Genomic DNA, 19,575 nt, shown 5'->3' on the forward strand with positions numbered 1-19,575 from the left:
GCTAGCACAGCAGGGGGAATTCTCGTCACGAGAAGCGGGGATCCACCTCTCGGCCCGCGGGGAGCTCCGGGGCTCGCCGAGCGCGAAATCTCGCTCAGGCGCGCCGACGCCGACGCAGGCCCAGCAGCAACAGACCGAAGGCCCACGGCGGCGGACCGCCGGCGACGCTGCAGGTCAGCGAGGTGTCGTTCGACGAGGCCGGCTCGCCGGCCGCGACGCGCACGGAGATCCCCGACTCGACCCCGTAGGCCCGCGCGGTGATCTTCCGGAACTCCTGCTCGGGGTCGTGCTCGTAGATGAACACGTCACCCGGCTCGGTGAAGCCGCGATCGGGCAGCGCCCACTCGAAATCGACGCCGTAGATCGGCTCCTTGTCCTCGGAGACCGCCTGCGCGACCAGCAACCACTCGCCGGCGAGCTCGGCCGGATCGTTGGCGTCGCCGTCGATGAGCTCGACGCCCGCGATCATGCTGCTGGGCACGCCGAAGATGTCGATCTGCTCGACGAGCGAGTCGCCGAGCCACAGCTCGGCGCTGTGCCGACCCTGGGCGCCGACGCTCACCTGCAACCAGTTGCGGTTGTCGACCAACTCGGAGTGCTTGACGGTGGCGTCGATCGCCGAGCTGCCGCTCGCCACGATCGACGTCGATCCCTGCAGGCGGATGTCCTCGTGGAGGTACTCGATGGCGAAGGTCGCGGTGCCGCCGGCGAGGATGCGCGGGTTCGGGGTCTCGCCGCGGAAGTCGGGGTTGTCGAGGGCGTAGATCGGCGCGGCGAACAGCTTGGCGCGGGTCGGTCGCTTGACCTCGACGGTGGCGCCGCCACGCACCGCGCCCGAGGTGTCCTTGAGCAGCAGTTCGGTGACGCCCTCGCCGATCGCCCCGACCTCGACGACGAGGATGTGCGGGCTCATCTTGTATGGATCGGCGCGCAGCTGCACGACCTTGGGATCCATGCTCTCGACCTTCCAACCGAGGAAATCGGTCTCCTGGTCGTTGTCCTCGACGAACACCTCGAACTGCGCCCCGAGCACGTACGGAGTGCTCAGCTCGTCACCGTACTCGGCGCGCGGCTTGAACTCGTAGAGCCGGCTGTTGACCGAATCCGAGAAGGTGAACTCGCTGGTACACGCAGCAAGCAACGAGAGGCCGAGGAGCGTGGACGCGACCCGCATACCTCCAAGCTAATCGGACACGATGGCGCGCTCAAGTGCCCCGGGCTGCCAAAGTGTCATTTCGGCCGGCGGGCCCGCATGGGGCGGATCACGAGCCGCCAGAGTGGGGCGGATCACGCGCGGGCCAGCGGTGCTTTGGGGTAGGGTCCCCGCGCCATGGACCACGCCGCCTCGCCGAAGAGCCTCGCCGCCGCGCGCCCGACGATCCCCTGCTCCGACCCGGCGACCGGCCAGGCGCTCGGCGAAGTGCCGGCGATGGACCGCGCCGAAGTGCTGGCCCGCCTCGACCGGGCCCGGACTGCGCAGGCCGCGTGGGCGAAGACGAGCTTCGCCCAGCGCCGCCGGGTGGTCCGGCGGATCCTTCAGCACCTGCTCGACCACACCGACGAACTCTGCCGCCTGATCAGCCGCGACAGCGGCAAGACGCTCGAGAACGCGACCGTCGAGATGTGGCCGATCTGCGAGATGCTGCGCTGGAACCTGGCCCACGCCGAGCAGGCGCTGAAGCCGCAGAAGGTCTCGTCCGGCGTGCTCATGCACAAGTCGGCGCGCATCGAGTACCACCCGCTGGGGGTGATCGCGGCGATCTGCCCGTGGAACTTCCCGCTGCAGAACGTGCTCGCGCCAGCGATCCCGGCGATCCTGGCCGGCAACGCGGCGATGATCAAGGTGTCGGAGTGGACCTCGTGGTCGGCGCCGCGGATCCAGCAGATCTTCGACGAGGCGCTGCGTGCCGAGGGCCACTCGACCGACCTCGTGCAGCTGATCACCGGCTACGCCGAGACCGGGGCGGCGCTGGTCGGTGCAGGCGTCGACAAGGTGATCTTCACCGGTTCGATGGCCAACGGCAAGCGCGTGCTGCAGACCGCGGCCGAGACGCTGACGCCGGTGATCCTCGAGCTCGGCGGCAAGGACCCGATGATCGTGTGCGACGACGCCGACGTGCATCAGGCGGTCCACAACGCGCTGATCGGGACGCTGACGTCGGCCGGCCAGCTGTGCATGGCGGCCGAGCGGATCTACGTGTTCGACGCGGTGTACGACGAGTTCGTGGCGGCGATCGCCCGCATCGTCGGCAGCCTGCGCCAGGGCCCGCCGCTCGGCGGGGGCGTGGTCGATGTCGGCGCGATGACGATGCCGGGCCAGGTCGACATCGTCGAGCGCCTGGTCGCCGATGCCGTCCACCGCGGCGCGCGGATCCTCGCCGGCGGCAAGCGCGGCCCCGGCGGGCAGTACTTCGAGCCGACGGTGCTGGTCGATGTCGACCACGAGATGAAGATCATGCGCGAGGAGACCTTCGGGCCGGTGATCGCGATCATGCGCGTGCGCTCGGACGAGGAGGCGATCCGCCTGGCCAACGACTCGACCTACGGGCTGTCGTCGTCGGTGTTCTCGCGCGACCGCGCCCGCGCCGAGCGGATCGCCCGCCAGATCGTCTCCGGCTCGACGGTGATCAACGATTTCGCCATGCACTACATGGCCCACGAGCTGCCGTTCGGCGGCGTGCGCGGGTCGGGCTTCGGCCGCCTCAACGGCCCCGAGGGCCTACGCGGGCTGTGCAACGTCAAGGCGGTGATCACCGACCGCCTGCCGATCCACGCCGCGGTCGAGATGTACCCGGTCCGCCCCGGCAACTACGAGCAGGGCAAGGCGATCCTCCACATCCTCTACAGCACGAGCCTGGCCGGCCGCGCGCGCGGGCTCGTCGACATGGGCAAGGCGCTGTGGAAGCGCGCGGCGGCGAAGAAGTAGCTGTCCCCGGGGACATGCTCCGAAGAGCATGTCGCGGCGGCGCGCTGGTCGTCCTGGCCTGCGGCTGGGCGGCCCTCCGCCTGCAGATGAACGGCGAGTACAAGGGCGCGACCTGGGCCCAGATCGCCGAGTTCACCGCGCCGCTGCCGTTCGGTCACCGGCCGCTGATGTCGCTGGCGGCCTGGCCGCTGCGGGCGGCGACGGACTGGCCGCTGGCGCTGGTGTGGGGCGCGCTCGAGGCCGCAGCGGCGCTCGGGCTGTGGCTCGCGCTGCGAGCGGCGCTGCGTCCGCTCGTGGGTGCCCGTTGGGACATGTTCTTTGCGACATGTTTCTTCGCGCTGCTGGCGTTCCCGCTGCTGCTCAAGCACAAGTGGGCGGTGTTCTACCCGTGGGACACGCCGGCGATGGCGTTCACGGCGGCCGGGCTGGCGCTGGTGGCGAGCCGCAGGTTCGCGGCGGCGACCGGGCTGTGCTTCGTGGCGGCGCTGAACCGCGAGAGCGCGGCGCTGATCCCAGCGGCCGCGCTGGCGCTGCACGTCGGCTTTTCAAGACATGTCCTTCGGGACATCCGAGCAGTGACGGGCCCGGTCCTGGCGATGACGGCCGCGGTGGTGGCGGCGCGCGCGGCGGTGATGCTGGCGCTGCCCGACAACCTCGGGGCGGCGCTGCACTTCGCCATCGGCAAGAACACGCCGCGTTGGCTGCACAACCTCGAGTGGCTGGCGGAGCCGGTGCACTGGCTGTGGCTGCCGATGTACTTCGCGCTGCTGCCGGTGGCGTGGGCGCTGCTGTGGAGGTGGATCTCCGCCGACCACCGCCGCCTCGCGCTGGTCGCCCTGGCGTGGTTCCTCGGCCTGATGCTGGTCGCCAACATCTACGAGCCGCGCGTCTACGGCGAGCTGCTCGTGCTCCTCTACGTCCCCGTCGCGGCCGCGGCGTGCCGCTGGCTGCGCGCTGATACACTGGGCGCGGCATGAGCAAGATCGAGCTGACGCCGGCGCAGAAGCTGGAGATCTTCGAGGAGTACCAGCGACGCATGCGCAGCTGCGTGCCATGGGACGCGGCGATGAAGTGGGCACCGGAGCTCAACCTCGTGGGCACGTCGTACCGGCCGCTCATCGCCTTCCCCGAGCTGGCGCCGAGCGACGCGCCGGTGGCCGAGCTGAACCCGGCCGAGCACGCCGACTCGCCGAACAAGCTGTTCCGCTACTGCATCCGCTTGCACCGCGCTGGCCGCAGGCTGCAGACGTGGTGGGGGCCGGAGACGGGCTCGGTGATCTTTGACAGCGATGTGCCGATCCCGGCGATCTTCCAGTGCCTCGAGGGCGAGCCCGGGGTGTGGAGCGAGACGCCGTGGATGTCGCTGACGCCGGCCGAGCTGATGACGCTGCGCGAGGGCACGCGCCAGGCGAAGGGTCGAACGGTGATCGCGGGCCTCGGCCTCGGCCATCAGCTGATCGAGGCGTCGCGCCGGCTGCAGGTCAAGGAGGTGGTGCTGGTCGAGCGCAGCCAGGAGCTGGTCGATTTCTACCTGCCGAAGATCCGCCCGCACGTGAAGAAGCGCCTGACGGTGATCGTGGGCGACGCGTTCGCGGTGCTGCCGACGCTGGCGGCCGACGTGGCGCTCGTCGACATCTTTCCGAATTACGGCGGCAACGAGGCGGCGATGCTCGAGCTGCGCCGGCGCTGCCCGAAGATCAAGAAGCTGTGGGGCTGGGGCACGGCGACGATGTCGCTGTGATCGGGACGAACGGTCGACGGGCGGGCGAGCTCCGCGGCATCGTCGCTCGAAACGCGCCCCGAGTCTTCAGGACATGTCCTTGAGGACACGTCGCAGGAGGTCCGGCGCGCCGTGGGCGGTGAGGCGGCCCGAGGCGTCGATCTGCAGCTCGACGTGATCGCGGCCGCGCCACAGCGCCGGGTCGGCGTGGCGCGGGGTGAGGTGGACGATCTGCTGGTTGGTCGAGCCGATCCACCGGCGGCCCGCGGCGGGTTCGCGGCGGCGGGCGTCGAAGCGGCCGTCGACGAGGGTGTCGGCGGCGTCGAGCAGGGCGCGCGCCCCGGGCATGGCCTGCAGCTCGGCGTGGGTGCGGCCGGTGAACACGAGGGTGCCGAGGCCGAGCTCGCGGGCGGCCCGGCACAGCGCGGCGACGGCCTCGGGTTGCTCGCTCGGTTCGCCGCCCAGCACGGTGAGGCCGGTGATCGCGTGGAGGTCGCGAGCGGCGCGCAGCTCGTCGACGAGCGTGGTGATGGCGAGGGCTTCGCCGCCGTCGCGGGCGAACAGCTCGGGGTTGCAGCAGCCGGGGCAGCGCAGGGTGCAGCCCTGTACCCAAACGGCGAACCGCAGGCCGGGGCCCTCGGCCTCGGTGCAGGCGACCCTGGCGGCGACCCGGAGCGTCACCGGCGAGGCGAGCGAGTCCCATGTCCCGACGGGCCTCGCGTTCGCGGCGAGGGCCTGCGGGTCCGTCGCAGAATCACATGTCCCTGCGGACAGCTTCCTCGCGGTTCGCCGCGGCGCCGTCGCGGAATCACATGTCCCTGCGGACAGCTTCCTCGCGGTTCGCCGCGGCGTCTCGACTTGCCCCGAATCCGTCGCGGAATCACATGTCCCTGCGGACATGTTTTTCGCTTCGAGCCGCGGCGTCTCGCCGTGAGCCGAGCCCGTCGCCGAATCACATGTCCCTGCGGACATGTCGCTCGCGTCGGGCCCCGTCGCAGCGGCTCGCTCGCTCGGCTCGACCTGCGCGCGGTCGCCTGGCTTTCCGCTCATGTCACTCGTCCAGCGGCGCCGGCAAATCCTCGGGGGCGTCGTCGTCGTCCGCGGCGAGCGGGGCCGGGTGGAGCGTGCCGGCGAACAGGGCGTGGAGATCGAGCTCCCGGTGCTCGCCGGCCGGCAGGTCGCGCGGCAGCTCGAGCGGGCCGAACGAGACGCGGCACAGGCCGAGCACCTCGGCGCCGAGGGCGGCGAAGATCCGGCGGACCTCGTGGAACTTGCCGGAGGCGATCGTGATGCTCGCCAGCGCACCTGTCCCTCGAGGCACCTGAAGACCGGGGTGAGCCTCGCCCTCGGCGAGCGGCAGGAGGTCGAGGATCTCGGGGCGGTGGCCGTCGTCGAGCTCGAGGTCGGGCGGCGGCGCGCGCCAGGGGCCGGTCAGGGCCGCCTGGTAGGTGCGGCGCACGGCGTAGCGCGGATGGGTCAGCCGGTGCAGCAGGGCCCCCTCGGTGGTCCACAGCAGGAGGCCGGAGGTGTCGAGGTCGAGGCGCCCGACGGCCCGGAGATCGCGCCCGAGCGGGGCCTCGCGGACGAGGTCGTAGGCGGTCTGGTGGCGATCGTCGCGCAGCGCCGTGACCACCCCGACGGGCTTGTGCTGCAGCAGGTGATAGCGGACCCGCAGCGTCAGCGGCTGGTGGTCGAACAGCACCGTCTGCGGCAGGGCGCTCGGCGCGATCTTCAGCCCAGGGTCGCGCAGCGGCTCGCCCTCGGGCGTCCGCACCCGCCCGAAACGGACAGCCCGGGTGACCTGCCCGCGCGACAGGTTGAGGTTGTGAGCGATGAGGAGGTCGAGCCGCGGCACCCCCGAAGCCTAACCTCGCTGCGCTCGCCACACCGACGAAAAGCGCGATAGTCTCGCGGCGCGTGGGTCGCCCCGAGCCGCTCCCCGACGAACGCAGCGTGGTCGAGAAGGCCGCCGCCGGGGACCGCCGCGCCTTCGAGCGGATCTACCGGGCCTACGCGCCGACGCTTTTCTCGTACGTGCTGGTGCCGATGCTCGGCGACCGCGACGACGCCAACGACTGCCTGCGCGAGACCTTCCTCTCGGCGTATCGCCACTTGCCCACCTTCGTGTGGCAAGAGGCCGGGGTCTACCCGTGGCTGAAGACGATGGCGAAGAACAAGGCGCGCGACCTGCTGCGGGCCTCGGGCCGGCGTCAGCGGCTGCGCGGCGCGTTCGAGGAGCACCTCGGCAACGCCGGCGCGACCGAGCCGAAGAACCCCGCCGAGGAGGAGCTGCAGCGCGACGCCCTGCGGGTCCGCATCGAGGCCGTGATGGCCGAGCTGAACCCGCGCTACGCCCTGGTGCTGCGCCTGCGTCTGCTCGAGGATCGTCCGCGCGAGGAGTGCGCCCAGGCCCTCGATGTGAAGATCGGCACGCTCGACGTGCTCCTCTTCCGCGCGTGCAAAGCCTTCCGGGCCGCGTGCGAAAAACGCGGCCTGCCCGTCACCGCCGAGTTATGACCCATGGCCTCGCGTAAGCTTTTTCCGGCAGCCCTCGTTCAGCCACAGACCGCGCCTTCAGGAGGCTCGCATGACCGGGTCTGATCCGTCCGCCAACGCCCCCAAGCCCGAAATCGACCGCGCTGCCGCGCGCGGCGTCCTCGACCCGGCGTGGGAGGACGAGCTGCGGCGCGGCCAGGAGGCCGAGGGCGAGACCGGGTCGATCGAGCCCGAGCTGGCGATGCTCCGTCTGCTGCGCCACGCCAGAGCGCCCGAGGCGCTGACGGCCGGCGAGCTCGACAAGTTGTGGTCGGGCGAGCTCGCCCCGGCGCTGACGCCGACGCCGTGGTGGCGTCGCCGCTGGTTGTGGGGCGCCGTGCCCGCGGTGGCCACCGCGGCGGTCGTGATGGTGGTGATCCGCGGGCCCGAACCGCAGCCCCAGGCCAGCGTGACGGCGGCCGCGGCGCCGATGGAGCCGGGGCTGCTGCAGCCCGCGACCGCGACCGCGACCGCGGGGCCGAGCACCGCGCAGCTGCTCGCCCAGCAGTTCGCCCAGCTCGAGCACGACGCCCGCCGCGACCTCGACGACCGCGTCGACGACGACCGCGGCCTCCTCCGCCAGGACCTCCTGGCCATGTCGCTCGGAGACAAGCCATGACGCGCCGGATCGCCAGGCCGCGCAACCGCGACGTCGCGCTCCGACGCGTCGTCCTTCGACATGTCCTTCGAGACATGTCAATCGGAGACAAGCCATGACGCGCCACACGTGGATCGCCACGCTCCTCGGCGTCGTCGTCGGCGCAGGCGTGATGCTGGCCGGCCTGGCCCAGGCCGGGCGGCTGGCGCCGGCGCCACGGCCCGAGGTCCTCGTCACCCTCGCCCAGACCGTCGACGCCGAGCACCGGCGGGTCGACCTGCTGCTCAAGCGGCGCGACTACGCCGGCGCGATCGCGGCGCTCGAGCAGATGCGGACCGTCGCCTGGCCCGAGGCGGCGGTCGCCGGCGACGCCGCCGCGGTGCTGCGCCACGACGTCTACGGCCGCCTGGTCCGCCTCCGCCTCGACCACCCCGAGGTCGACCCGAAGACTCCTGACGCGCTGGCCGAGCTCGTCGGCGAGGGGCTCGGCGCCGACTACAAGGCGATCGCCACCAACGCGTTCACCGCCCGCCTCGTCGGCCTGCGCGGCGAGATCGCCGAGAAGCAGGGCCGCGACGGCGACGCCCTCGTCGCCTACGAAGAGGCCCTCGACATGAACCGCGCCCTGCTCCACCAGGCCCTGGGGAGCTCGCCATGACCGGGGTGTCCGGACCTGTCCGTTCAGACCTGTTCTTTCGTACCTTGCGTTTCAGACCTGTCGCAATGCACATGTCCCTGCGAACACTCTCGCTCGCGCTCGCCGGGCTGGCCCTGACCGCCTGCGCCAAGAAGGCCGACACCGAGTCGGCGCCGCCCGAGACGGCCGCCGACGTCGCCGCGGGGCCGGAGGACATCGACGCCCTCGAGGCCCAGCTGGCCGCGCGTGAGGACCAGCTGCGGGCGCTCGGGGCCCCTCCGCCGGAGATGCGCATGGAGGCGGCCAAGCGGGCCGAGCACGAGGATGGCGACGCCCTCGCCGGCGCCGGTGATGCGAAGACGAAGACGGAGGCGCAGACGGCCCACGGCCCGGCGCCGTCGTCCGCACCGACCCAACCCGGCACCTCGCCCCGCCGCTGCGAGTCGGTCTGCGACATCACGACCTCGATCTGCCAGCTGCGCGACCACATCTGCGACCTCGCGCCGCGCCACGACGACGAGCCGCGCTACCAGCGGGCGTGCGAGCGCGCGACTACCGACTGCGAATTCGCCACGGAGGCCTGCCATGCGTGCTCGTGAGCGCACCGGCGCCGCGCTGGTGATGCTGGCCACCGCCTGCGCCCCGCAGGACCGCCTCGCCTCGCCGTCTCCACTCGACGCCCCGGCGCCGCAGGCCGCTCCGCAGGCCGCTCCGCAGGAAGAGGCCGAGCGCGGCAACCAGGACGACGAGCTCGGCCTGGCCGAGTACGAGCGCCTGCTCGCCGACAAGGAGACGCGGCTGCGCGCCGCCGGCGTGTTGCTGGCCGCGCGCGGGCCGTCGCTCGACGACGCCATCGCCGAGCGAGACCGCGGGCTCGCGCCGCCCGCGGTCGCGCCCGCGGCTCCATCGGCTCCCGGCGGAGTGATGGGCGGGGCGGTCGGTGAGGGTCGGGTCGCCACGGCCAAGTCCAGGCGGCCGACCAAGGGCGACAGCCCGTCGCCGGACGCTTCGGGCAAGCACGAGGCCGCCCCTCCGCCAGCGCCTCCGCCCCGGCCGAAGGACAGCGCCACGCGCGAGAAGAAGGTCCAGTACGACCCGAACCCCAAGCCGACGACGAGCCAGTCCGGCTACGCCGCCCCGCCGGCCGACGACGAGCCGACGTCAGCGGGTCGTTGCCAGAACATCTGCGATCTGTCTGCTTCGACCTGCGAGCTCGAGAGCAAGATCTGCGACCTCGCGGCCAAGCACGCCGACGACCCGCGCTACGGCGACCTGTGCCGCCGCGCCGACGAGGATTGCCGGCAGGCCGCCGAGGCCTGCCAGCGCTGCTCGCCGTGAGCGCGAATGTTGCGACGACGTCCCGCGGACAATGTCATGACCCGCTGACGTGCAAGATCTCCGCGACCGGTCGGCGCAGCGACGACTGCGTCAATGCCTCCGCGCGTGAGACCCGGAACAGCAGCACCTCGGCCTGCTCGGGCTCGCCCGGGAACAGCCGGGTGAAGCGCGGGCGGGCCTCTGCGAGCGCCGCCACGGCCGCCTCGCTCAGGCCCTCGCCGCCGTGGCGCACGCGCAGGAACAGGTACGGCAGCGTCGACATCGGGTAGATCGCCAGCCCCAGCGCGTGGGCGACCAGCCACATGCGCTGCAGCGCCTGGCCGCCGCGGAAGAACTGCTCGGCGCCGATGCGCGGCATCGTCAAGAGGCCGACCGCCGAGGCCGACGCGATCGCCTTGGCGGCCGACTTGCGCAGGCCCTTGCCGCCGCCGAGGGCGCGTAGCAGCGGCAGCGCGTCCTGCCTTCGGCACATCGAGAGGCCGGCGCGGTCGGCCGCGCTGAGCTCGAGCGAGTCGATGGTGATGCCGTCGCGGGTGGCCTCGGCCTCCTCGGGGGTCCAGCGGACCTCGCGGAACATCTCGCGGTTGAGCCGGTCGTCGATGATGCGCTGCTGGTCGCCGATGCCGATCAGGTCGGCGATCTCGGCCAGGTCGGCGTCGCCGGCGACGAACTGCAGGCGGGCGCCGGAGATCGAGCAGGTGGCGTCACGCAGCGCGTCATGATGGGCCAGGTCCAGCGGTTCACGGGGCGAGGCTTTGCGGTTGGTGTTTCGGGCCCCGAGCGCGCCGGCGAGCTCGTCGTGCCAGTGCGGCAGCGCGTCCGGGCCGGGCCCGGCGAGGCGTTCGAACACGGCCGCGAGGTCGGGCTCGTCGGCGCTGGGGAACACCTGCTGGGCCAGCTCGAGCCCGCGCGCGTGAGCGGCCAGTCGCAGGCTCTCGGCCGCGGCGCCGAGGGCCGCGACGCCGCCCATGGCGCGGAAGTCGGCCAGGCTCTCGGAGCGGGCGCGCTCGTGGAACAGGAACAGCCGACCGCCGCGCAGCAGCCAGCGCCACGGCTGGGTGTTGCCGCCCGACGGCGCGCGCGCGGCCAGCTCGACCAGCTCACGCGCCTGCTCGGTGCTCCACGCCAGCGCGGCCGGGCGCCCGTGCGTCCCGCGGTCGGCGGCGCGCTCCATCGCCTCGGCGGTCCACGCCGGCACGTGCGGCAGCTCGACCGGGCCGTCGGGCGCGGGATCGTTGGGCACGATGCTCTCGATGTCGGCGATGAAGCGCCCCGAGTAATTCATCTGCCCGAGGTTCATGCGCCGGACGATGTCGGCCGCCGCGCCGCCGCCGTAGACGACGCACGAGCCGAGCTGCGGCCAGGTCTTGATCGTCGACTCGATCTCGATCATCGACGTGACCATGCGGCTCGACATGGTGCCCTCGCCGATGATCTTGAGCACGTACGGGATCTTCTCCTCGGTCGAGAGGTTGGCGATCCGCTCGGGCTCGATGTTGCCGACGAGGCCGTGGAAGATCGGCCGCGCCGGCTCGAGGTCGAAGCGCTCGACGTCGATGAGCGCGCGGTCGCTGGTCTCCATCAGCACCGGGATCTTGTGCAGCCGGGCGGTGACGCGCAGCTTGAGCTTGATGTCGATGCTGTCGCACTCGTCGATCAGCACGTCGAGCTTGCCGCCGCGGAGGAGGAACGCGCTGAGGTTGTCGTCGTGGACGCCGACCGGGTAGAGCACGACCTTGAGGAACGGGTCGATCTCGGCGATGTCACGGGCCGTGATCAGGACCTTGGAGACGCCGAGGTTGTGGACCGAGCTGCGGATGCGATTGAGGTTGGAGAGGTCGAGGCGGTCGAAGTCGGCCAGCCGGATCTCGCCGACGCTGCGCTCGAGCGCCATCGTCGTCGCCACCGTCTGACCGACCGACAGGCCGATCACGCCGACGCGCTTGGTCGCCAGCCGCGCCTGCTCCTCGGGCGTCAGCTTGTACTTGTTGCGGTTGGTCCGCAGCTCGACGAACTCGGCCTCGTCGAGCAGGTGCACCAGGCGTGCGGCCCACGAGTAGTAGACCCATACGCCGTACTCTTCGGGCGGCGTCTCGCCGAGGTACAGCCGCACCCGCTCGCGCGCAGCGGGGTCGCTGATCCGCTCGCTCGGGTTGCGAGTGCGGATCAGGTCGATGAGCTGCTCCTCGAGGGCGTCGTACACCTGCAGGCCAGGCACCTCGTCGAGCAACGTCGACAGCGCGCGCCGGTCCTCGGCGACGGCCAGGCGGAAGAGCTGAGGTCGCCACGCCTCGCTCTCGTAACGCGCCTCCAGCAGCCTCTTGCCCAGTCGGTCCCCTGTGTCCACGTGCTCTCCCGCCGCTGCCCGTCGCGCCTGCGCGGCCGTTCTCCCGCCATGATAGGCCGGGCTCGTCGCGTCGATCCACCGCAGCACGCGCGCTCGATCACGCTCGTCGGGCGCCACGGGCGCGGAACCTGGAGCCGCGACCCGCCTGCGGGCGGTAACGCTCCGGGGCGCCGATCTGCCGCGTCCTCGGCACATGTTCTTTACGGCATGTTGTGAAGGACATGTTCCAAAAAACAGCTTGACGTTCGCAGCGAGCGCAGCCATGCGCAAATCCCGCGCAAGGCTTCTTTGGGCGTTTTCGCGCACGCTCGGCAGCACCGGTCCGACGCTCTTGGTCTATACTCTCGCTGGCTCAGCGGGGTCCGCACCGCCGCCGCCACGCCCCGAGAAGCGCGCCCATGTCCGCCCCCACGATGGCCTACTCGCTCTACCACTCGGTGCTGGTGGCCGTGCACACGAAGGACAACCCGACCGACGAGGAGTGGAGCGGCTACGTCGACTTCGGGCGCAAGCAGATGGGCAACTACACCAGCTCGCTCGTCATCTCCGAGGGCGGGGGCCCCAACGCGACCCAGCGCGGGGCGATGAACGACCTGCTCGAGGCCAACGGCTTCAAGGGCAAGGTCTCGGTGGTGACGCTCAACCGGCTCGTCCGCGGCATCGTCACCGCGCTCAGCTGGTTCAACCCGAACGTCAAGGCGTTCACCACCGTGCAGATCCCCGCGGCCATCGAGTACCTCGAGATCCCCAGGCCCCACCACGAGCGCCTGATGGCCGAGATCAAGCGGCTGCGCGACAAGGTCGGCATCTCGAGCGCGATGACCTAGCGACGCTCCGACGCGTCCCACCTGCCTGTGCCAGTCGCCCTTGCGCGGCCCGGGGGCACGCGTGGGCCGGCCGCCGTCACCGTTCGCGGCTCGCCTGTGTCACTCGCGTCGTCGCGGCCGAGCACGCGTCAATCGCGTCACTCGCGGCGACGGGCTCACGACGCGCTCGTGCGACGCGGCGTCAGGCCGAGTGTTCGGCCTGGGCGATGCCGCCGGCGGCGTGTTCGGACGGGGCCACCGGGGCGTGCTCGCCGGGTTGCACGGGCACGTGCTCTTCGGTCTCGGGCGACCAGAAGATCGGGCAGTGCATGCGGAGCGCCTGGCGGAGGCCGAGGATGCGCCACTTGTGCTCCGGCTCGGCGGTGGCGAGGCGGACCGGGTCGAGCAGGATGACCTTCGAGAAGTAGCGGGCGTCGGGGTACGAATGCACGCCGAGGCGCGGCTCGGCGGCGAATCCGATGGGAGCCCAGTGGTTCACCACATAGTGGTGCGAGAGCGCGATCAGCAGGTTGGTCTCGCACAGCGGCGCAGCGGCCACGGCCGTGCGCACCAGCGCATTGCTCAGCTTGGTCCCGCGATACCGCGAATAGGCCCACAGGCCGCACACCTCGGCGACCCCGTGTTGCCGCCGGCTCTCCAGCAATCGCGCGAGCTGTGACAGTTGCGAGAGCGTGTGCTCGACCGGCAACTTGGTGCCCGGAAAGCTGAGGTGCAGCCGCAGCCCCCCGACCATCGCCCCCGACTCGTCGCGGGCCACGAAATACACCACGCGGCCGCTCAACAGGTCTTCTTGATTGACCTCGATGACGGCCGCTTCCGCCGAGAACTCCTCATAGCAAGCCCGCTGGGCCTGCGAGAACTCGTCCACTACAGACGGCTCGAGATGCGGGTTCACGAGGGAGAGCGAGAGCATGTGTGGTACCACCGTCCATGTGTGGAAAGGGCGCGGCAACCCTCACAAGCACGCAAAACCCTGTTTGCCTCCCGCCACCGCATGTTCGGTCGAGAGTACGGGAATCACCTGGCAGTGTCAAGACGCGCTGCTTTCTTGCACATGCAGCAAATGTGTGCTGCGATACACAAATTGCAACGAGTTTGCGGCCTTTGGGCCCCGCCACGAGGCAAGACGTCGTGTTCTTGTCTCATCGGGACGACAGTGTCGATCAAGGCGATTTCTTGTCGGGAAGCGGCGCAGAGAACACGTCGTCGACCGGTCTGCGTAAGGTCCGCAAGGGCGCGGGGTCTGCGTAGGAGAGGCGAAACAGCAGGATCTCGACATCGGCGAGCGCGACGGTGAAAGCGCGAGTGAAGCGCTCCCGCATCTCGAGGAAACGCTGAATCTCGCGTTTGTCGAAGCCGGCGCCGTGGAACCGCTCGACCCGGGCGAACATATCAATCAGCGTGTTGATCGGATGGATGGCGACGCCGAGGGCGCTGGCGGTGAGCCACAGCTGTTGCATCGCCTGGCCCCCGCGGACCAGCGCGGTCGGTGATTGGCCGGGAATCGTCAGCAGGCCGACCGCTGCGGATGAGGCTAGGGCCTGGACCGACGACATCATCAGCAAGCGCCCACCATTCGTGTCTCGCAGCACCTTGGCGACATCGGTGGAGCGGAGCAGCTGAAACGCCGCGAAGTCCATCGGTGTCACTGCCAGTGCCTCGACGCGAATGCCGTCCTGGGTGTCGTGGGCCTCGGCCTCCGACCAGCGGATCTGGCGCATCGTGGGGCCGTGCAGCGTCGGGGTCAGCAGCCGCAGTCGTTCGGCCTCACCCAGCAGTTGGCCGAGCTCGCCGAGCAGGCCGCGGTCCGTACATAGTTGCAGCTTGGCCCCGCTGTCGCGGGCGGCGGCCGACAACGCTTGCACATGCACCGGCGACAGGTGCGCACGGGTGCCCAGCGCGCGGTTGGTGTTGCGCCGCGGGATCTCCTCGAATAGCGGGTCGTCGGCCGGTCCGCCGGCGCGCAGTGCGAATCGCACCTCTGCGACCAGGGACGGGTCTTGCTTGCCCGGGAACAGCTGAATCGTGGCCTCGCGACCCTTCACCCCGGCCGCGATCTGCAAATTGGCCAGCGCCCCGCCGATGGCCACCAGCGCCCAATGACGGCCGATCTCCTCGCGCCCGGCCGCGCGCTCGGTGTCGTGGAACACCCGCAAAACGCTGTCGCCGTACTCGAATCGCCACGGCTGGTCGTTGCCGTGCGACGGCGCCATGATCGCGTACTGCACCAATTCGCGGACTTCGGTGATGTCGCGGAGTCGACGCGGGTGGCTGAGGTCGGGCAGCGGCGGCGAGGTGACCTCGGCGAGCTGACCGCTGACATCGATGTAGACGCGGCCCGAGGCGAGCGGCATGCCGAGGGCGAGGCGGCGGACCGCGGTCGTCGTGGTCGCGCCGCCGAGGGTCACGTCGGAGCCGAGCTGCGAGAAGCCCTTGAGCGTGAGGTTGAGCTCGAGCAGCGACGCGGCCAGGCGGGGCGAGATGGTGTGCAGGCCGGCGATCTGCAGGATGAGGCCGAGGCGGGCCGGCGGCGGCAGCGTGTTGACCTGGTCGGAGGTCACGTTACCGACGAGGCCGTGGAGGATCGGGCGCTCGGGCTCGAGGTCGAAGCGTTCGATGTCGAGCATGCCGCGGTCGCTGGTCTCCATCAGCACCGGCAGCCGACGGGCCCGCGCCTCCTCGCGCAGCTTGAGCTTGATCTGGATGCTGTCGCACTCGTCGATGACGATGTCGGCGCGGTCGCCCGGACCGGTGCCGTCGATGAACTCGCCGATGTTCTCGGGCGTGACGCCGTCGGTGAACAGGACCAGGTTGGCGTACGGGTTCTGCTCGTAGATCTGGCGCGCCGCGATGATCGCCTTGTTGAGCCCGAGGTGATGCACCGCGCAGCGGATGCGGTTCATGTTCGACAGGTCGAGGGTGTCGAAGTCGGCGAGGCGGAGCTCGCCGAACACGCCCTCGAGCGCGAGCGTGACTGCGACCGCGTTGCCGACGCTGAGGCCGGCCAGGGCGATCTTGATCTTGCGCAGCCGGATCTGCTCTTCGCTCGTGATCTTGTTGCGGTTGCGATCGGAGCGCAGCTCGATGAACGGGTCGGGCGGCAGCAGGTGGACCATGCGCCGCGACCACGGATAGAAAGCCCAGCGCCCGTAGTCCTGCGGCGTCTGGCCGGCGAGCGTGCGCTCGATCTCCTGCGCGACCTCGTCGTCGGTGTAGTTCTTGCTCGGCGTCCGCGAGCGCACGAGGTCCTTCAGCTGGGCCTCGAGCATGTCGTGGATGTACATGACCTCGCCGTCGTTCATCAGCTCGTCCATCGCCTCGGCTTCGGCGGGGACGGAGCGATCGAAGATCAGCGGGAACCACGACTCGCGCTCGGCGGAGTCGAGCACTTCACGCCACGGAGCCAGAGTCTTCGGCAAACGACGCGCAGGCATCGACGGCTCCTCAGTCAACGCGGCGCGTGGGCTCGGCGGGCAACACTTCGACGATAGCGCAAGGCGCGCGGAGTCGACAAGGGCGGCGCATTGCCTTCACTTCCCGACGTGTCGTCACGCTTTCGTGATTCATGCGGCGGCGCTCCGCACGGCGGCCAGCAGCGTCGTCGCGCGCTCGCCGATGGCTGTGAGATCTCCGGCTTGTACGAGCGCCGGGGGGAACAGCGGCGTGGTGAAGCCCACCCCTGCCGCGCCGGCTTGCAGCACCGGAGCGGCGTTCGCGGCGTCGACCCCGTTGGTCGGCACCAGGTTCAGGGCCGGCATCGGCCCCAGCACCGCGCGCACGAACGCGGCGACGTCGCCGGGCGCGGGGAACAACTTTTGCGCCGCCGCCCCGGCCGTGTGCGCGCGCCACAGCTCCGTCGGCGTGAAGCAGCCGGGCACCGCCGCCGCCCCGAGCGCGCGCGCGCAGGCCACCACGCGCTCGTCCAGCACCGGCGACACCAGGAACCGGGCCCCAGCCCGGACCGCCTCGCCGGCGGTCTCAGGGTCCATCACCGTGCCCGCGCCGACCGTCAGGCGGGCGTCACGGGCGAACTCGGCGACGAGGCTCATCGCCCCGGGCGTCGTCACCGTGAACTCGAGCACCCGGAAGCCGGCCTCGACGGCCGCCCACATCGCCGCGGCGGCGTGGTCGCGGCTGGTCGCGCGCATGATGGCGACCGCGCGGTGCTGGGCGAGCGCCGCGGTGAAGGCTGTCTCCGAGGACATGCTGGGGCCATCGTAGGCCAACGGCCGCGCGGGCCGCAAGTTCGCCGCCGGACCGGGGCCGGGGCCGACCCGAGGCGTCCGCGGAGGCCGCCTCGGCGGCAGCGGCGGTCACGCAGGGTCTGCGGGCTCGCGTTCCGGGCGATCGGCACATTCGGGTTCGCCGACCAGCGGCGCGCCCGGGCTGCGGGTACCGAGCGGGCGGCGATCGTCGCACATGGCCTTTTGTTCATGTCCGGGACGCGTCGTCGCGGGCGTCTGCTCCCCGCGCTGCTCGAGGCCGGCGGCGCCTCGCTCGACATGTCCCCACGGACATGTCCATGCCGCGCGAGTGACATGTCCCTTCGGACAGCCGACCTCCTGTGAGTCCCGGCATGTCCCGGAGGACAGGTTCATCCCGAGGCTGTCCCGAAGGACCGCGTCAGCCGAAGATGGGCAGCATGCGCTCTTCGTAGAGCGAGTCGAGCATCGACTGCATCGTCTGCTCGACCCGCTCGTAGACGGTCGGCGCGCGCTCGGCCGCCTCGACCTCGCAGCAGGCGTTGCCGTCGTGCGCCAGCGGGTCGCCGACCTGGAACGTGATCTTCGACGGCAGCGGCAGGTAGGGCAGCGCGCAGGTCGGGCCGAGCATCAGGCCCCAGGGGGCGGCGAGGATGATCGGCAGGGAGCTGATCCTCGCCCACTTCTGGGTCTGCATCAGGCGCGCGAGCCGGTGGCCGCGGGTCAGCACGATCATCGTCTCGTGGCTGCCGGCGCTGACGACCGGGACGATCGGCACACCTGCCCGAAGAGCCAGGCGCGCGAAGCCCTGGCGCTGGGCCAGGACGATCCGCCGGCGGTCGCGGAACGGGCGCATCGACTCGACGTCGCCGCCCGGGAACACCAGGACCTTGTGGCCCGCCTCGAGCAGCGAGCGGGCCTGGCCCTTGCGGGCGCGGATGATGCCGACCGACTCGAGCATCTGCGCCACCCGCTTGACGCGGAACAGGATGTCGTGGGCGAGCACGAAGACCGGCTGGTCGTAGCCGCGCTGGCGGTAGTACTCGACCAGGAACAGGCCATCGACCGGATTGAGGCCGCCGTTGTGGTTGGCGACGATCAGCGCCGGACCCTCGGGCATCTTGTCGACCCCGCGCACCTCGCAGCGGTGGTAGCGGGCCAGCATGTTGAAGCCGGCCACCGCCGACCGCAGCGCCGAACGGCACACGCCTGCGAGAACGCCGGAGGGTGCCGCTGATTCCACGGGAGGGGCGGCACGCAGCGGTGGGGGGGGCGTTCCCTCAGCCTGCGGCGCGAAGCCCTCGAGCGGGTATGGTCTTGCTAGGCGGATGCTCGAAAAGTGTCATGACCTGCGGCACACGTCGAGCCGCGCTGTGAAACATCCTGCGCAGGCAAGCGCCGCGCGAAATCAAGCACACGTTCGGTCAACGCCGTCGGTTGCTCCATGAACCCGATGTGTCCGAAATCGGTGAATTCGGCCATTTCGGCGTGCGCGGGCAGGTTCTGGGCGAAGAAGCGGTAGTGCGCGCGCGGCAAGATCCGCTCCTCGCGCCCCCACACGAAGAGCACGGGCATGTGGAGGCTCGCCAGCTCGGCTGGCGTGAGCAGCACGGAGGGGGAGATCTCTCCGAGCAGCTGGCGCAGCTGGGGATGGTTGAAGCGCCGGCGGAGGTTGTGCGCGATCGGGTGACGCATGAGGGGCGGCACCTTGGCGAACACGTCGTCGACGAATTCGAGCGCCTGGCCGTAGGAGTCGATGCGGAAGCGGTCGAGGAACGCCGCGTGCTGGGCCGGGGGCAGCGGCGCGCCGCCGGGCGAGACCAGCGCCAGACCGCGGACCATGTGCGGACGGGCGAGCGCGTAGCGGATCGCCACCAGGCCGCCCATCGAGTTGCCGAGGATGATCGCCGGCTGGTCGAGGACCTTGTCGAGCGTCTCGACCACCGCGTCGAGCAGCACCGTGGGCGCGTCGCCCGACCGCAGCGGCGCCGAGAAGCCGTGGCCCGGCATGTCGGGGGCGACGACCCGGCGGACGTGCGGCTGGAAGCGCTTGAGCAGCCCGGCGTAACACACCGCGTGGGCGGCGAGCCCGTGCAGCACGACGATCGGCGGCAGACCGCCGCTGCCCGCCCCGTCCAGCACGTGAATGTCGCCAGCGCCGGTGGCCACCTGGCGGCTCTTCAGGCCGGAGACGTTGAGGACACGGCGGGCGAGTCGCTCGGGCAGGGTCAGCATGTGTTCAGGAGACTTCAGACCCCGGGGAAATTCCACAAAGCGGCGCATTCAGACCGTGCTGGGGATCACAGGACCGGCTGCGCACCCCCCTGCGCACGCGCGCAGGCGGTCGCGCTCCGCCCGACCCCGACGCAACGGCCTGTGATCTGTCCCCGAGGACAGATGAACCATGGATCGGCGAGCGCGCTCGCGACCGCCGCGCAGGGGCCG

Annotated in this window: 18 protein-coding genes; 9 read left to right on the plus strand and 9 right to left on the minus strand. The window is 71.0% G+C overall.

The features are described 5' to 3' along the window. Nucleotides 1-94: 94 nt before the first annotated feature. A complete protein-coding gene (locus POL25_RS16235) occupies nt 95-1,174 on the minus strand; it encodes a hypothetical protein (RefSeq protein ID WP_272086937.1) in 1,080 nt (359 codons plus the stop codon). Nucleotides 1,175-1,330: 156 nt separating this feature from the next. Between POL25_RS16235 and POL25_RS16240 the strand changes: the two genes are divergently transcribed. From POL25_RS16240 to POL25_RS16250, 3 genes are read left to right on the plus strand one after another with little or no spacing between them, the layout of a single operon-like run. After that, nucleotides 1,331-2,926, plus strand: coding sequence for an aldehyde dehydrogenase family protein (locus POL25_RS16240; RefSeq protein ID WP_272086938.1), 1,596 nt, complete (start codon nt 1,331-1,333; stop codon nt 2,924-2,926). 14 nt (nt 2,927-2,940) lie between these two features. Beyond that, a complete protein-coding gene (locus POL25_RS16245; protein ID WP_272086939.1) occupies nt 2,941-3,903 on the plus strand; it encodes a hypothetical protein in 963 nt (320 codons plus the stop codon). Continuing rightward, nucleotides 3,900-4,667 carry a polyamine aminopropyltransferase gene (locus POL25_RS16250; protein ID WP_272086940.1) on the plus strand — a complete coding sequence of 256 codons (768 nt, stop codon included), beginning with the start codon at nt 3,900-3,902 and terminating at the stop codon, nt 4,665-4,667. The genes POL25_RS16245 and POL25_RS16250 overlap by 4 nt, the downstream gene beginning before the upstream one ends. Before the next feature lie 66 nt (nt 4,668-4,733). On the opposite strand, the gene POL25_RS16255 is transcribed toward POL25_RS16250, so the two are convergent. Further along, nucleotides 4,734-5,696, minus strand: coding sequence for a 4Fe-4S single cluster domain-containing protein (locus POL25_RS16255; protein WP_272086941.1), 963 nt, complete (start codon nt 5,694-5,696; stop codon nt 4,734-4,736). A 1-nt stretch (nt 5,697) separates the two neighbouring features. After that, nucleotides 5,698-6,501, minus strand: coding sequence for a pseudouridine synthase (locus tag POL25_RS16260; protein ID WP_272086942.1), 804 nt, complete (start codon nt 6,499-6,501; stop codon nt 5,698-5,700). 62 nt (nt 6,502-6,563) lie between these two features. On the opposite strand from POL25_RS16260, the gene POL25_RS16265 reads away from it, so the two are divergent. The 5 genes from POL25_RS16265 to POL25_RS16285 all read left to right on the plus strand — a co-directional run bounded on the left by POL25_RS16265 (nt 6,564) and on the right by POL25_RS16285 (nt 9,754). Continuing rightward, entirely contained in the window at nt 6,564-7,163 is a 600-nt protein-coding gene (locus POL25_RS16265) for an RNA polymerase sigma factor (RefSeq protein WP_272086943.1), read from the plus strand. A gap of 70 nt (nt 7,164-7,233) precedes the next feature. Continuing rightward, complete coding sequence (locus POL25_RS16270) at nt 7,234-7,800, plus strand: hypothetical protein (protein WP_272086944.1); 567 nt, start codon at nt 7,234-7,236, stop codon at nt 7,798-7,800. A 94-nt stretch (nt 7,801-7,894) separates the two neighbouring features. Further along, nucleotides 7,895-8,437 carry a YfgM family protein gene (locus POL25_RS16275; protein WP_272086945.1) on the plus strand — a complete coding sequence of 181 codons (543 nt, stop codon included), beginning with the start codon at nt 7,895-7,897 and terminating at the stop codon, nt 8,435-8,437. Nucleotides 8,438-8,508: 71 nt separating this feature from the next. Beyond that, complete coding sequence (locus tag POL25_RS16280) at nt 8,509-9,015, plus strand: hypothetical protein (protein WP_272086946.1); 507 nt, start codon at nt 8,509-8,511, stop codon at nt 9,013-9,015. After that, nucleotides 9,002-9,754, plus strand: coding sequence for a hypothetical protein (locus POL25_RS16285; RefSeq protein ID WP_272086947.1), 753 nt, complete (start codon nt 9,002-9,004; stop codon nt 9,752-9,754). The genes POL25_RS16280 and POL25_RS16285 overlap by 14 nt, the downstream gene beginning before the upstream one ends. 34 nt (nt 9,755-9,788) lie before the next feature. Here POL25_RS16285 and POL25_RS16290 read toward each other — a convergent pair whose 3' ends face one another. Then, nucleotides 9,789-12,101, minus strand: coding sequence for an Rv1355c family protein (locus POL25_RS16290; protein ID WP_272086948.1), 2,313 nt, complete (start codon nt 12,099-12,101; stop codon nt 9,789-9,791). A gap of 398 nt (nt 12,102-12,499) precedes the next feature. Here POL25_RS16290 and POL25_RS16295 point away from each other — a divergent pair, with 398 nt between their 5' ends. Continuing rightward, entirely contained in the window at nt 12,500-12,928 is a 429-nt protein-coding gene (locus POL25_RS16295) for a hypothetical protein (protein ID WP_272086949.1), read from the plus strand. A 181-nt stretch (nt 12,929-13,109) separates the two neighbouring features. On the opposite strand, the gene POL25_RS16300 is transcribed toward POL25_RS16295, so the two are convergent. From POL25_RS16300 to POL25_RS16320, 5 genes are all read right to left on the minus strand, one after another. Continuing rightward, entirely contained in the window at nt 13,110-13,841 is a 732-nt protein-coding gene (locus tag POL25_RS16300) for a CoA transferase family protein (RefSeq protein ID WP_272086950.1), read from the minus strand. Between the two features lie 250 nt (nt 13,842-14,091). Continuing rightward, the gene (locus POL25_RS16305; protein ID WP_272086951.1) at nt 14,092-16,362 is read right to left on the minus strand and encodes an Rv1355c family protein; all 2,271 of its coding nucleotides are present in this window, start codon (nt 16,360-16,362) and stop codon (nt 14,092-14,094) included. Nucleotides 16,363-16,491: 129 nt separating this feature from the next. Beyond that, nucleotides 16,492-17,133: a bifunctional 4-hydroxy-2-oxoglutarate aldolase/2-dehydro-3-deoxy-phosphogluconate aldolase gene (locus POL25_RS16310; RefSeq protein WP_272086952.1), complete on the minus strand. Its 642-nt coding sequence runs from the start codon at nt 17,131-17,133 to the stop codon at nt 16,492-16,494. Between the two features lie 418 nt (nt 17,134-17,551). After that, a complete protein-coding gene (locus POL25_RS16315; protein ID WP_272086953.1) occupies nt 17,552-18,310 on the minus strand; it encodes a lysophospholipid acyltransferase family protein in 759 nt (252 codons plus the stop codon). A gap of 140 nt (nt 18,311-18,450) precedes the next feature. After that, complete coding sequence (locus tag POL25_RS16320; protein ID WP_272086954.1) at nt 18,451-19,365, minus strand: alpha/beta fold hydrolase; 915 nt, start codon at nt 19,363-19,365, stop codon at nt 18,451-18,453. Between the last annotated feature and the right edge of the window lie 210 nt (nt 19,366-19,575).

This window comes from Nannocystis bainbridge, from assembly GCF_028368995.1.
GTDB classification, from domain to species: Bacteria; Myxococcota_A; Polyangia; order Nannocystales; family Nannocystaceae; genus Nannocystis; species Nannocystis bainbridge.

Bases quoted from the DNA above. Each gene is read 5' to 3' on its own strand.
- POL25_RS16280 (WP_272086946.1), top strand. From the start codon at position 8,509: ATGTCCCTGCGAACACTCTCGCTCGCGCTCGCCGGGCTGGCCCTGACC.
- POL25_RS16310 (WP_272086952.1), bottom strand. From the start codon at position 17,133: ATGTCCTCGGAGACAGCCTTCACCGCGGCGCTCGCCCAGCACCGCGCG.
- POL25_RS16275 (WP_272086945.1), top strand. From the start codon at position 7,895: ATGACGCGCCACACGTGGATCGCCACGCTCCTCGGCGTCGTCGTCGGC.
- POL25_RS16300 (WP_272086950.1), bottom strand. From the start codon at position 13,841: ATGCTCTCGCTCTCCCTCGTGAACCCGCATCTCGAGCCGTCTGTAGTG.
- POL25_RS16270 (WP_272086944.1), top strand. From the start codon at position 7,234: ATGACCGGGTCTGATCCGTCCGCCAACGCCCCCAAGCCCGAAATCGAC.
- POL25_RS16285 (WP_272086947.1), top strand. From the start codon at position 9,002: ATGCGTGCTCGTGAGCGCACCGGCGCCGCGCTGGTGATGCTGGCCACC.
- POL25_RS16255 (WP_272086941.1), bottom strand. From the start codon at position 5,696: ATGAGCGGAAAGCCAGGCGACCGCGCGCAGGTCGAGCCGAGCGAGCGA.
- POL25_RS16235 (WP_272086937.1), bottom strand. From the start codon at position 1,174: ATGCGGGTCGCGTCCACGCTCCTCGGCCTCTCGTTGCTTGCTGCGTGT.
- POL25_RS16305 (WP_272086951.1), bottom strand. From the start codon at position 16,362: ATGCCTGCGCGTCGTTTGCCGAAGACTCTGGCTCCGTGGCGTGAAGTG.
- POL25_RS16245 (WP_272086939.1), top strand. From the start codon at position 2,941: ATGCTCCGAAGAGCATGTCGCGGCGGCGCGCTGGTCGTCCTGGCCTGC.
- POL25_RS16320 (WP_272086954.1), bottom strand. From the start codon at position 19,365: ATGCTGACCCTGCCCGAGCGACTCGCCCGCCGTGTCCTCAACGTCTCC.
- POL25_RS16295 (WP_272086949.1), top strand. From the start codon at position 12,500: ATGTCCGCCCCCACGATGGCCTACTCGCTCTACCACTCGGTGCTGGTG.
- POL25_RS16250 (WP_272086940.1), top strand. From the start codon at position 3,900: ATGAGCAAGATCGAGCTGACGCCGGCGCAGAAGCTGGAGATCTTCGAG.
- POL25_RS16240 (WP_272086938.1), top strand. From the start codon at position 1,331: ATGGACCACGCCGCCTCGCCGAAGAGCCTCGCCGCCGCGCGCCCGACG.